Source organism: Nocardioides marmoribigeumensis (assembly GCF_031458325.1).
GTDB lineage: Bacteria > Actinomycetota > Actinomycetes > Propionibacteriales > Nocardioidaceae > Marmoricola_A > Marmoricola_A marmoribigeumensis.
This window is the reverse complement of sequence record NZ_JAVDYG010000001.1, coordinates 240,255-252,101: the sequence shown is the minus strand read 5'-3', so window position 1 is coordinate 252,101 and position 11,847 is coordinate 240,255. Positions and strand designations below refer to the sequence as shown.

At 73.8% G+C, this 11,847-nt stretch carries 13 protein-coding genes and 1 pseudogene; 5 read left to right on the top strand and 9 right to left on the bottom strand.

The window, feature by feature from the left end; translation table 11 throughout:
• Positions 1 to 14: 14 nt before the first annotated feature.
• From J2S63_RS01180 to J2S63_RS01170, 3 genes are read right to left on the bottom strand one after another with little or no spacing between them, the layout of a single operon-like run.
• Positions 15 to 479 (bottom strand): hypothetical protein, encoded by a 465-nt coding sequence (locus tag J2S63_RS01180; RefSeq protein WP_310297516.1) that lies wholly within the window; start codon positions 477 to 479, stop codon positions 15 to 17.
• Positions 479 to 2,836 (bottom strand): molybdopterin oxidoreductase family protein, encoded by a 2,358-nt coding sequence (locus J2S63_RS01175; protein WP_310297513.1) that lies wholly within the window; start codon positions 2,834 to 2,836, stop codon positions 479 to 481. Before J2S63_RS01175 ends, J2S63_RS01180 begins: the two co-directional genes overlap by 1 nt.
• Positions 2,833 to 3,897 carry a glucose 1-dehydrogenase gene (locus J2S63_RS01170; RefSeq protein ID WP_310297509.1) on the bottom strand — a complete coding sequence of 355 codons (1,065 nt, stop codon included), beginning with the start codon at positions 3,895 to 3,897 and terminating at the stop codon, positions 2,833 to 2,835. The genes J2S63_RS01175 and J2S63_RS01170 overlap by 4 nt, the downstream gene beginning before the upstream one ends.
• 56 nt (positions 3,898 to 3,953) lie before the next feature.
• On the opposite strand from J2S63_RS01170, the gene J2S63_RS01165 reads away from it, so the two are divergent.
• Positions 3,954 to 4,412 (top strand): MarR family winged helix-turn-helix transcriptional regulator, encoded by a 459-nt coding sequence (locus J2S63_RS01165; RefSeq protein WP_310297506.1) that lies wholly within the window; start codon positions 3,954 to 3,956, stop codon positions 4,410 to 4,412.
• 8 nt (positions 4,413 to 4,420) lie between these two features.
• Here J2S63_RS01165 and J2S63_RS01160 read toward each other — a convergent pair whose 3' ends face one another.
• Complete coding sequence (locus J2S63_RS01160) at positions 4,421 to 5,365, bottom strand: hypothetical protein (protein WP_310297504.1); 945 nt, start codon at positions 5,363 to 5,365, stop codon at positions 4,421 to 4,423.
• A 55-nt stretch (positions 5,366 to 5,420) separates the two neighbouring features.
• On the opposite strand from J2S63_RS01160, the gene ppgK reads away from it, so the two are divergent.
• The 4 genes from ppgK to J2S63_RS01140 all read left to right on the top strand — a co-directional run bounded on the left by ppgK (position 5,421) and on the right by J2S63_RS01140 (position 8,437).
• Positions 5,421 to 6,176 (top strand): polyphosphate--glucose phosphotransferase, encoded by a 756-nt coding sequence (ppgK, locus tag J2S63_RS01155; RefSeq protein ID WP_310297502.1) that lies wholly within the window; start codon positions 5,421 to 5,423, stop codon positions 6,174 to 6,176.
• A gap of 5 nt (positions 6,177 to 6,181) precedes the next feature.
• Positions 6,182 to 7,144 (top strand): Rossmann-fold NAD(P)-binding domain-containing protein, encoded by a 963-nt coding sequence (locus J2S63_RS01150; RefSeq protein ID WP_310306552.1) that lies wholly within the window; start codon positions 6,182 to 6,184, stop codon positions 7,142 to 7,144.
• A 171-nt stretch (positions 7,145 to 7,315) separates the two neighbouring features.
• Positions 7,316 to 7,711: a VOC family protein gene (locus J2S63_RS01145; RefSeq protein ID WP_310297499.1), complete on the top strand. Its 396-nt coding sequence runs from the start codon at positions 7,316 to 7,318 to the stop codon at positions 7,709 to 7,711.
• A gap of 39 nt (positions 7,712 to 7,750) precedes the next feature.
• Positions 7,751 to 8,437, top strand: coding sequence for a DsbA family oxidoreductase (locus J2S63_RS01140; protein ID WP_310297497.1), 687 nt, complete (start codon positions 7,751 to 7,753; stop codon positions 8,435 to 8,437).
• Between the two features lie 113 nt (positions 8,438 to 8,550).
• Here the strand turns inward: J2S63_RS01140 and J2S63_RS01135 are convergent.
• The 5 genes and pseudogenes from J2S63_RS01135 to J2S63_RS01115 all read right to left on the bottom strand — a co-directional run.
• Positions 8,551 to 8,655, bottom strand: a pseudogene (locus J2S63_RS01135) (SigE family RNA polymerase sigma factor); the annotation flags it as partial.
• Positions 8,656 to 8,709: 54 nt separating this feature from the next.
• A complete protein-coding gene (locus tag J2S63_RS01130; protein ID WP_310297494.1) occupies positions 8,710 to 9,495 on the bottom strand; it encodes an alpha/beta fold hydrolase in 786 nt (261 codons plus the stop codon).
• A 93-nt stretch (positions 9,496 to 9,588) separates the two neighbouring features.
• Entirely contained in the window at positions 9,589 to 10,020 is a 432-nt protein-coding gene (locus tag J2S63_RS01125) for a hypothetical protein (RefSeq protein ID WP_310297491.1), read from the bottom strand.
• Positions 10,021 to 10,038: 18 nt separating this feature from the next.
• Positions 10,039 to 10,827, bottom strand: coding sequence for an ABC transporter permease subunit (locus J2S63_RS01120; protein WP_310297489.1), 789 nt, complete (start codon positions 10,825 to 10,827; stop codon positions 10,039 to 10,041).
• Positions 10,824 to 11,735, bottom strand: coding sequence for an ABC transporter ATP-binding protein (locus J2S63_RS01115; RefSeq protein WP_310297487.1), 912 nt, complete (start codon positions 11,733 to 11,735; stop codon positions 10,824 to 10,826). Before J2S63_RS01115 ends, J2S63_RS01120 begins: the two co-directional genes overlap by 4 nt.
• Positions 11,736 to 11,847 lie beyond the last annotated feature (112 nt).

Here is an 11,847-nt window from a genome sequence, read left to right as displayed (position 1 = left end):
TCTCCCATCCCCTCTCAGGGCGCGACGATGAGAGCCTGCGGCGCGGCGGTCTTCATGCGGGTGGTCAGCCAGGACAGCTGCCGCTCGGTCTCGCCGCGACAGTGCTGGGCGATCTCGAGCAGCTCCTCGTCCCGCAGGCCCTGCGCACCTTGAGCGATCACGACCCAGGTGGTCTGCACGAGCGTGGCGAGCACGTGCAGGTCCTGCAGGTCCCGCAGCAGCCCGATCTCGCCCTCACGGGGCTCGGCGAGGCCGGCCGCGTGCAGGCGCTCGGGCTCGTCGACGTCGTCCTGCTCGCCGTACCTCTCGACCGCCTCGCTCAGCCGCGAGCGGTGGTCGTCGCACCACCCGGCGAGCATCCGGCAGGTGTGGAACACGTCGGCGACGTGGGCATGACCGTCGGCGATCGTGCGGAAGGAGTCGGCCAGCGTCTCCTCGCTGTGGTCGGCCAGACCGACGTACGTCGACAGGTGCGGCATCAGCGCCTCCGCTCGTCGGTGCGGACCTTGGTGACCTGGCAGGCCGCGGTCTTGAAGGTCGGTTGCTTGGACACCGGGTCCCACACGGTCATGGTCAGCTCGTTGGCCTGCCGGGTCTCGGCGTCGGGGCACAGACCGGTGGGGTCCCAGTGCCCGTAGTGGAAGGGCGCGAAGACCGCCCCCTCCATGACCGGGCCGATGCGGGCCCGGACCTCGATCGAGCCACGCGGCGACTCCACGAGCACCCAGTCGCCGTCCGCGACTCCCCGCGCCTCGGCGTCGGACGCGCACAGCTGCACCCACGCGTCGGGTGCGGCGTCGTCGAGCCGCTTGGCGCGGCCGGTCTTGGTGCGGGTGTGGAAGTGGTAGACGGTGCGGCCGGTCGTGTAGCGCAGCGGGAAGTCCTCGCTCGGCTCCTCGTGCGGCGGGGAGTACGGCGCCCCCTTGAGGAAGGCGCGCCCGTCCGGTCGCAGGGCGCGGTGCTCCTCCTCGGTGTGGGCCGCCCCGGTCACCAGGTCGTGGCCGAAGGTCTCGCACACCTCGGTCTGCGTGGGGAAGACCCCGTCGGCGTAGAGGCGCACGGTCCCGTCGGGGTGCTCCTCGTCGACCGGCCACGGGATGCCGCTCGGTCCGCGGAGCTTGTCGTAGGACAGGCCGGTGTAGTCGATGGGCCGCCCGCGCGTGGCCTCCCGCCAGGCGTCGAAGACCTCCTCGGGCGTGCGCCACTTGACCAGCGGCTCACCGTCCTCGTCGGTGAAGCCCATCGCGTCGGCGTACGCCACGAAGATGTCGAGGTCGCTCCGCGCCTCGCCGGGCGGGTCGACCGCCTTCTCCGACAGGTGGACGGTGCGGTCCACGTTGGTGAAGCAGCCGGTCTTCTCCCCCCAGCCGGCGGCCGGCAGGACCACGTCGGCGAGCTCGGCGGTCTCGGTGAGGAACAGGTCCTGCACCACGACGAAGCACTGGTCGCCGCCGAGGATCCGCCGGATCCGCGCGGACTCCGGCATCGAGACCGCGGGGTTGGTCGCCGAGATCCACAGCAGCCCGATCGTGCCGGCCTCGGCATAGCTGAAGATCTGCATCGCGTGCGTCGGCGGCGCCCAGTGCGGGATGGTCATCGGGTCGACGTTCCACTGCTCGGCGAGCTCGCGCACGTGCTGCGGGTTGTCCCAGTTGCGGAAGCCGGTGAGGTCGCCGTCCGCGCCGGTCTCGCGGTTGTTCTGCGCGGTCGGCTGGCCGTTCATCTGCAGCACACCGGCCCCCGGACGACCGAGCATGCCGCGCAGCAGGTGCAGGTTGTGCACGGCGACGGAGGCCGCAGTCGCCTGGTGGGACTGGTAGAACCCCTGCAGCACGGTCGAGAGCACCGCCTCGGACTCGCCGAAGATCCGCGCCGCCCGGCGTACGTCGTCGGCCGGGGTGCCGCAGATGCGCTCCGCCTCCTCCGGGGTGTACGGCGCCACGGTGGCGACCAGGTCGTCGTAGCCGATCGTGTGGGCCTCGACGTAGTCCCGGTCCACCCAGTCGTTCTCGAGCACCTCGCGGGTCAGGGCGTTCATCAGCGCGAGGTTGGTGCCGACGCGCGGTCGCAGGTGGACCCCGCCGGTGCGCTCGGCCTCCTCGGCGACCGCGGTGCGGCGCGGGTCGACGCACACGACCTTCGGGGGGTCCTCGCCGCGCGTGCGGTCGAGGATGCGCGCCCACAGGACGGTCTGGGTCTCGGCCATGTTGTGGCCGTAGAGGAAGACCGCGTCGCAGTGCTCGATGTCGTCGTAGGCGCCGGGCTGCCCGTCGGTGCCGAACGACTCCTTGAACGCGGCCGCGGCCGTGGCCGTGCACAGCCGGGTGTTGCCGTCCATGTGGGGGGTGCCGACGCCGGCCTTCCCGACGACGGCCTGGACGTAGTACTCCTCCAGGAAGAGCTGCCCGCTGGTGTAGAAGCCGTGGCTCAGCGGGCCCTTCTCCTCGAGCAGGCGCGTGGACTCCGCGACGATGCGGCCCATCGCGGTCTCCCAGTCGGTCTCGACCAGCCTGCCGTCCTCGCGGACCAGGGGGCGGGTGAGCCGGTCGGGGGAGGAGGCCCAGGGGGTGCTGCCGTAGAGGCCCTTGGGCCCGAGCCGGCCGTGGTTGACCCGGTCGGTGGCGCGCCCGCGGACGCCGACCATCCGGCCGTCCTTCACCGCGATGTCGACGCCGCAGCCGTTGCTGCACAGCAGGCAGGCCGACTGCACCCACCGCTCGACCTCCTCCTCGCGCACCCCGTCGTGCAGGTGGAGGTCGACGCGCGTGGGCCACTCGGTCCCGCGGGCGTGGGGCGTGCGCTCGCCCCACACGTCGTCGATCCGGTCCTGGGTCATGCAGTGATCTCCTCGTCGAGGGCGATGACGACCTTGACGTCGTCCTGGGGTGGTTCGTCGAACGCGCTCGTCGCCCGGTCGAGCGGGAGGACGGTGGTGACCAACCGTCGCAGCCACGACCGGTCGGCGGCGGCGAGCGCGTCGGCCGCGGCCCGGTAGTGCCGCAGGTTGGCGTTGACCGAGCCGACGACGGCGTCGTTCTCCAGCACCAGCTCGCGGTTGAGCCCGCCGGCGTCGAGCCGGAGGGTGTGGCCGGTGGGGGAGACGCCGGTCAGGCAGACGATCCCGTAGGAGCCCGTGCCGTCCATCGCGTCGAGGACCAGCCGGCCGGCGCCGGTCGCCTCGATCACCACGTCGGGACGCGCCTGCGCCGCGACGTCGGCGACGCTGCCGTGGTGGTAGGTCGCCCCGAGGTCGCGCACGATCTCCGGCTTGACGCCGTCGGTCACCCGGTCGAGGACGTGGACGTCGAGCCCGCGCTGGACGCCGATCATCGCGGCGAGCAGGCCGATCGGCCCGGCGCCGGTGACCAGCACCCGCTCGGGCTCGAACCAGGCGCGGCCGCCGACCCGGTCGACCTGCTCCCACGCCTTGGCGACGACGCTGGTGGGCTCGGTCAGGACGCCGAGCAACCCCAGGCCGGGGTCGACCGCGACGAGGAACTCCTCCGGCACGGTCCAGGTCTCGCTGGCGTAGCCGTCGACCTGCTTGATCCCGCGCTCGACGTACTCCCCGTTGCGGCACATGTCCCACTCGCCGCGCGCGCAGGCGCCGCACGGGACGGGGTCGGGTCGGCGCACGACCCCGACGACCAGGTCACCCGGCGAGAAGGAGCTGTCGGGCGGGGCGCTCTCGACGCGCCCGAGGGACTCGTGCCCGAGCACGAGCCGGTCGCGGCCCGGGGGCGACCAGCCGTAGTCGCCGCGCACGATCTCCTGGTCGGTCCCGCAGACCCCGACGGCCAGGCCGTGCACGACGACCTCGCCGTCGCCCACCGGGTCGGGGACGTCCTCCACGCGGATGGTGCCGGCACTCTTCGGACGGACCGTCAGGGCGCGCATGGTCGTGAACTACCCGGAAGGTGGAGAGAACATGCGGCTGCGCATAGAGTTCGCGGATGGTCAGCGACGACGCCCTGGTCGACGCCTTCGTCACTGCGAGCCGAGCCCTGGTGGCGGTGGCCGTCCACTCCGTGTCGTCCGCGCCCGTCGACCTGACGGTCGTGCAGTTCCGCGTGCTCGTGCTCGTCGCCGAGGGCGGCCTCAGCATCGGTGACCTCGCCGAGCACCTCGGCGTCAACCAGTCCAACGCCAGCCGGCAGGTCGACCGGCTCGAACGCCACGGCCTGGTCTCCCGTCAGCGGCTGGACTCCGACGCCCGCGTCGTGGTCGTCGGGCTCACCGCGGAGGGTCAGGACGTGGTCGAGACGGTGATGCAGCGCCGGCGCGACGACGTACGCCGGTTGCTCGGCCCGGTGCCGCCCGCCCGGGCCGCTGCCCTGGTCGAGGCGCTCGAGGCGTTCAACCAGGCCGCGCGCGACCTCGACGAGGCGCCGTGGGCGCGCGACCCCTGGTGAGTCCGGGCTCAGTCCGCGAAGGGCTGCAGGGCCACGTCGAAGGCGATCTCGTCGCCCCCGACCTCCAGCACCCCCGACCGGGCGGTGAGGGTGCGGCCGCCCAGGTCGAGGCTCACCGTGGCGACCGAGCAGTTGGCCACCTCGTGACCACCGCCGCCCGGGTCGGCGTACCTCCAGCCCACGGTGCGGCGCAGGTCGACACCCGCCGCGGCGGTGAGGCGCACCCCGTGGCCGGCGAGCGTGACGTCGGCGCCGTCGGGGCGCAGGACGACGTCGGTGCGCCGGCTGCCGAGGCCGCCGAGCGCGTGCCGGTGCCCGTCGAGCGAGAGGGTGCCGAAGCCGGTCCACGGGGTCAGGACCGGCCCCACCCGCACCCGGGCGAGGACGGCGTCGAGCCAGCCGCGCCCGTCGTCGCCGAGGCCGGCCGCGCGCAGCCAGATCCAGCGGGCGGCGTGCTCGGTGCCCCAGTTGTGGCCGAGCATCCCGGTCCAGCCGGTGAGGTCGACCGGCTCGCCGTCCACCTCCAGGGTCCCCTCCACCCGGAGGTCGGGCAGCGGCGAGGTCGACTTGGTCCGCGGCAGCGGGGCGCCGTACAGCCAGGACGGGCGGAGGTGCCGCATCAGCGTCTCGTCGGAGGTGAACCGCAGGTCCCACCTGGCGGCGAGCGAGGGGAGGTCGACGCGCCCGCTGCTGCCGCTCGGTCCCTGGGTGGCGTCCTCGACGTCGATCCCGTGGCCGCCGGGCTGGACCGGCAGCGCCCCGACCTTGGCCGCGCGGACACCGTCCGGGGAGGTCCACGTGACCCACACGGCGCCGGTGGGCTCCTCGTCCGGGAGCTTCCTCACCGTCGTGCGCACCCACAGGGCGCGGTCGCCCTCGGGAGGCGACAGCACGGCGTACACGCTCTCGTAGAGCGCGGCGCCCGGAGCGGCGTCAGGGAACCTCAGGTCCACAGCAGCACTCTGGCACCGGCTGCGGCCGGTGCGCGAGTAGTGGTGGGATAGGGGCATGACCCACAGCTTCGGCATCGACTTCGGCGGCTCCGGCATCAAGGGAGCGCCGGTGGACCTCGAGCGCGGTGACTTCGCCGCCGACCGGGTGCGGATCGACACCCCGCAGCCGGCGACCCCGCGGGCGGTCGCCGAGGTGTTCAAGGAGCTGATCGACCACTACCCGCAGCAGGACGCCGACGACGCGGTCGGGGTCACCGTCCCCGGCGTGGTCCGGCACGGCGTGGTCCACTCGGCGGCCAACATCGACAAGTCGTGGATCGACTTCGACGCCGACGGCCTGTTCACCGAGGTGCTCGACCGTGAGGTCCACGTGGTCAACGACGCCGACGCCGCGGGGCTCGCCGAGGTGCGCTACGGCGCGGCCAAGGGACAGGACGGCCTGGTCATCGTCACCACCCTCGGCACCGGCATCGGGTCGGCCCTGGTGATGGACGGGCAGCTCGTGCCCAACTCCGAGCTCGGCCACCTCGACGTCGAGGGCCATCCCGACGTCGAGCGCTGGGCGGCCAGCTCGATCCGGAGCAAGGAGGACCTGTCCTACCCCGACTGGGCCGAGCGGCTCACGGTCTACTACCGCACGCTGGAGAAGCTGTTCTCGCCCGAGCTGTTCGTCATCGGCGGCGGGGTCAGCAAGGACGGCGACAAGTTCATCCCGCTCATCGACGTCAGGACCCCGATCGTCGCCGCTGCCCTGCGCAACCGCGCCGGCATCGTCGGCGCGGCGCTCTGGGCGGAGGAGACAGAAGCGTGAGCTCGATGCTCGTGCTCGGCGGGACCTCCTGGCTCGGGGGCCTGGTCGCCCGGCACGGGCTCGAGTCGGGGCTCTCGGTGACGTGCCTGGCGCGCGGCGCCTCGGGGTCCGTCCCTGTGGGCGCGACGCTGGTCCCCGCCGACCGCTCGGCCCCGGGCGCCTACGGCCCGGTGTCGGACCGCTCGTGGGACGTGGTGGTGGACGTGAGCTGGCAGCCGGGGTTCGTGCGCTCCGCCCTCGCCGCGCTGGCCGGGCGGGCCCGGGCGTGGGTCTACGTCTCGTCGGTCTCGGCCTACGCCGATGGGCTGGCGCCCGGCAGCGACGAGTCGGCACCGCTGTTCCCGGCACTGGCCGGGGACGCTGCCGGGCCCGAGGACTACGGCCCGGCCAAGGTGGGGTGCGAGGAGGCCGTCCTGTCGGCCTTCCCGTCGGCGCTGGTCGCGCGGGCGGGGCTGCTCGCGGGGCACGGCGACCGCAGCGACCGCTTCGGCTACTGGCCGGCCCGGCTCTCCCACGAGGGGCCCGTGCTCGTGCCGCCACGCGAGCAGCCGCTCCAGGTGCTCGACGCCGACGACCTGGCCTCATGGCTCGTCTCGGCCGGGCTGTCCGGCAGCTCCGGGACGGTCAACGCGGTCGGACCGGCCATGACCGTCGGAGACGCGATCGACGCGTGCGCGGCTGCGAGCGGGACGCACCCCCTGTGGCACGAGGCCTCCGAGGAGTGGCTGCTGGTGCACGGCGTGAACCCGTGGATGGGGCCGGACTCGCTGCCGCTGTGGCTGCCCGCTGACGACCACGGGGGGATGGCGGTCTCCGACGCGGCTGCCCGGGCGCTCGGGCTCACCACCCGCCCCCTGGCCGACACCGCGGCCGCCGCACTCGGGTGGGAGCGCGAGCAGGGGCTCGACCGACCCCGTCGGGCCGGGCTCGGCCGCGCGCGGGAGGCCGAGCTGCTCGCCCAGCTCTGACCCCCGGTCGGCCTCGGGCCCCGGCCCTGCGGACCGGCACGATGCCGGCCGGCCGGGGGCTCTCCCGCCTGACCGGGCCCGGCGCGCGCCGATGTGCCGGTCGGGGAGGCCCGATGAGTTCGCGACCCGGGCACGGTCGATGCTGGGGACACCCACGACAGGAGATGACGCATGACCGGACTGACGCCCTACCTGAGCTTCCCCGGGACCGCGCGGGAGGCGCTGACCTTCTACCGTGACGTCTTCGGCGGGGAGGTGGTGCTCCACACGCTCGCCGACCTCGGCCGCTCCGACGGGCCGGCCGAGTCGATCGCCCACGGGATGCTGCAGGGCCCGGTCGAGCTCTTCGCCTCCGACGCGACGGGCGACCAGGCGACGCTGCGGCTCGAGGGTGTGCTGTTCTCGCTGCTCGGCACCGCGGAGCCGGACGTCCTGGAGCGCTGGTTCGCCGACCTCGGCGTCGACGGGTCGGACGTCGACCCGCTCCAGCTGCGGCCCTGGGGGGACCACGACGGGCAGGTCACCGACCGGTTCGGGGTGCGGTGGCTGGTCGGCTACCAGGGCTGAGCCGGGGAATGGGCGGCGTGACCGCCCTGTTGGACAGGAGTGACCGCACCCAGCCACACCGCTCCCACGTTCGACGACCCCTCCGACCGGGTGGTCGTGGACGTCTGGAGCGACGTCATCTGCCCGTTCTGCCACCTCGGCGACACCCTGCTCGCGCAGGCGATCGAGCGCTCCGGGCGCCCCGTCGAGGTGCGCTACCACTCGTTCCAGCTGATGCCCGAGCTCCCGCAGGGTCCGGGGCGCGACGTGGTCGAGGTGCTCGTGGAGACCAAGGGGGTGAGCCCCGAGCAGGCCGAGGCGATGAACTCCCAGGTCGCCGCCCGGGCCGCCGCCGTCGGGCTCGACCTGCGCTTCGACCGTGCCCTGGTCGCCAACACCCGCGACGCCCACCGGCTGCTCCACCTCGCCCGCGAGCACGGCGTGCAGGCCGAGGTCGCCGCGCTGCTGTTCCGCGCCTACTTCACCGACGGGCGCGACATCGGCACCCACGGCGTCCTGGCCGACCTGGCCGTCGAGGCCGGACTGGACCGCGACGAGGTGCTCCTCGCGCTGGCCGGCGACGCCCACGCGGAGGCCGTCGACGCCGACATCGCCTGGGCCCGGCAGCTGGGCATCAGCGGGGTGCCGTTCTTCGTCCTCGACGGGAAGTACGCCGTCTCCGGCGCCCAGCCGCCCGAGCTGTTCGACCAGGCGCTCGCGACCGCGTGGGACGACAAGCCCCGCTGACGCTCAGCGCGTTGCCGGTCGGCCCCGACGAGGGTCGTGGGGTCGGCCGGCGCGGGCCGGGGGCGAGGGGGCGGTAGACCCAGTCGGTGCCGTCGTACCTCGCGACCGCGGCGCGCGCGCAGGTTGACCGCGACGGTCCGCAGCCAGGTCTCGGGGTTGTCGGCGCCGAGCAGCCGTCGCGTCCGGTCGAGCCCACGGACGAAGGCCTCCTGGACCACGTCCTCGGCTCCGGTGAGGTCGCACGACGCGCCGGTCTTCACCTTCGCCGGTCCTCAGCGCAGGGACGCGACCGCCTCGGCGATCACCCCGGCCGTCTGGGCGGGCGCCTCGTCGGGGATGAGGAAGACCGCGCCGGGGAGCGTCACCAGGTGGACGTCGGCCGCGGCCTCGAGCCGCGCGCGCTCGGTGTCGGTGAGGCCGCCGTCGCCGTGCTTCTCGGCGTGGACGAGCCACGCGGGGACGCCTGAGTCGGCCAGCTCCGCGGCGTAGTCACGGTCGGCCGCGAGGTAGTCGAGGTAGGTCGAGCAGACGGCCACGGCGTCGCGCGCGCGGTTCTGCCGCAGGTCCTCGACGAGCTCCCGGCGGTGCTGCTCGGGAACTTTGGCCGAGCGGGCCATCAGGGGCATGAGCCTGAGCAGGGCGCCGAACACCCAGGGGCCCACCCGCTCCGAGGCACGCACCAGCCCGCGGAAGAGAGCCGCCTCGTCCTCGGTCGTCAGGCTGATCCCGAGGAGCACCACCGGTCCGGTGAAGTGGCCACCGAGGGCCATCTCGAGGGCCACGGTCGCGCCGTGCGAGAAGCCGACGACCACGTCGCAGCGGTGCCGTGCCGCCAGCTCCCCGGCGCGACGGGCCATGGCCTCGATCGAGACCTCGGCGGTGAGCGGGGCGCCCGCCATGCCGGGCAGCGTGGTGGCGACCAGCCGCACCCCGGCCAGCGCGGGGTCGGCCATCACCAGGTCGAAGGACCGCGCCGCGTTGGCGCCGCCCGGCAGGAGCAGGACCGCGTGCTCGGCGTCCGCGGGTCCGACGACGTGCTCTTCCCAGGCCTCGTGCATGGCCCACCTCCGAAGGTCGGCCCCCTCGTCCCGAGGCTAGGACCGGCGCACCTCTCGTGGAAGCCGGGGGCGGACCACCGGTCCAGGCCCGCGTCAGCGCCGGCGTACGGCGACCAGCGCGGCGGCGAGGAACGCGCCACCGACAAGGAACTCCTGGGTCATCCGGTCGCGGGACTCGCGCTGGATGGAGACGTGGAAGTCGTCCCACGCCCGGGGGAACGGCGAGCGACCGAAGAACAGCAGCGCCGGCTTGTCGAGGTCGGGGAAGGCCGCGCCGCTCATCCCGGCGAGGACCCGCAGCCGACGGCCCGGGGGAGTGGCGCCGTGCACCAGTGTCATGGCCGCGAGGCCCACCAGCCCGTCGCGCACGCCGATCGGCACCATCTCGTCGAACTCGACGTCGCCCCAGTGCGGGACCGTGTCGAGCAGGAAGTGGGAGACGACCCCCGCGGTGAACGCGCTCACCGGCCCGGGGCACAGGGCCGCGACGACCGCTCCCGACAGCACGTGGTTGGTGACGAGCACGTGCCCAGGATGCCGGAGTCAGGCCGCGGCGATGTCGCGCCGCGCCAGGATCGGGGCGGCGAGGGCGACCGCGACGAGGCCCGCGAGCCCGACCCACACGAGCTGCCAGGGCACCGAGCCCGCGAGCGGTCCCGCCGACAGCGCCTGCTCGAACGGCGACCACCCTCGCCAGTCCGCGAGCCAGTCGACGAACAGCGCCACGGCGTACAGCACGTAGGCCGCGACGGCCGCCGCCGTCGCGACACCGACCGCGACCGCCCGCCGCGCGGTCGCCGCACCGACGGCGAGGGCCAGCAGGCCGTACTCCAGGCCGAGTGCCGAGACGGCCAGTGAGCCCGCCAGCACCTGGAGCAACGACAGGTCCAGGCCGAACACCAGCGAGCAGAGCCAGGTCCCGAGCGCGAGCACCACCCCGAGCAGGGCCACGGAGGTGGCCAGGGCCAGCGCCTTCTCCCAGAGCAGGCGGCCGGTCGACAGCGGCGTGACGAGCAGGACCTCGAGGGTGCCGTCCTCCTCCTCGCCCGCCACCAGGCGGGCCCCCCGGCCGACGGCGTAGGTGATGAACAGGGCGGGGAGGAGGAGGCTGAACAGCTCGGCGTTGAGGAACCCGCGACCGGTGGTCATCGCCTCGACGTTGAAGAGCTCCCTCATGCCCTCCGGGTAGCTCTTCAGGAGCTCGCCGAAGTCGGGCATGTCCCGGACCGTCGGCCAGAGGGCCGACTCGGCCAGGACCAGCAGGACCACCCCTGCGCCCCACCCGACGAGCGCGCGGCGCTGGTCCCGCATGGTCTTGCGGAAGAGGGTCATCGCACGACCTCCTCGTGCTCGTGGTGCTGCTCGTAGTAGCCGAGGAAGATCTCCTCGAGCCCGGGCTCGTGGGTGACCGCGCGCTCGATGCCGTACGGCGCCGCGGCGCTGAACAACGCCGCCATCGACCCCTCGACCGAGACCTGCAGCCGCCGGCCGGTGCCGTCCACCCGGTGGACCCCCGGGGTCCGCAGCAGCGTCGCGACCGCGCCGTCGTGCTCGAGGACGAGGTCCACCCGGCGCTGGGCCCGTGCCTTGAGTCGGTCCACGGCCTCGACCACGACCAGGGCGCCGTCGCGCAGGATCGCGACCTCGTCGGCCACCGCCTCGACCTCGCTGAGCACGTGGGACGACAGCAGGACGGTCGTGCCCGCGTCCCGGTGCTCGCGCAGGATCTCGAGGAACTCCCGCTGCACCAGCGGGTCGAGGCCGGAGGTCGGCTCGTCGAGGACGACCAGCTCGGGGTCGTGGGCGAGCGCCTGCACGATGCCGACCTTCTGCTTGTTGCCGTGCGACATCGTGCCGATGTGCCGGTCGAGGTCGAGGCTCAGCCGGCCGGCGAGGCCCGCGACACGCGTCTCGTCGATGCCCCCGCGCAGGTGGCCGAGGAAGCGGAGGTACTCCCAGGCGGTCAGGTCCGGGTAGGCCACGAACGCTCCGGGCAGGTAGCCGACCCGGCGCTGCATCTCGTCGCGGTCACGGACGACGTCGTGCCCCAGCACGGTGGCGGAGCCCGACGTCGGCCGGAGCAGGCCCACCAGCATGCGGATCGTGGTCGTCTTGCCCGCGCCGTTGGGCCCGAGGTAGCCGAAGATGCTCCCGCGGTGCACCACGAGGTCGAGGGAGCGGACCGCGGTGGTGCGCCCGTACCGTTTGCTCAGCGCGTCGGTGCGCACGACCTCGGACATCGGCCCTCCCGGTGTGGTGGTCCTCCTGGTCCCATGCCACCACCCGGACTGACAGTGGGCGAGAGCCTTCTGTCACGGGGTGGAGGGCCGGTCGCCACCGCTGCGGTGACAT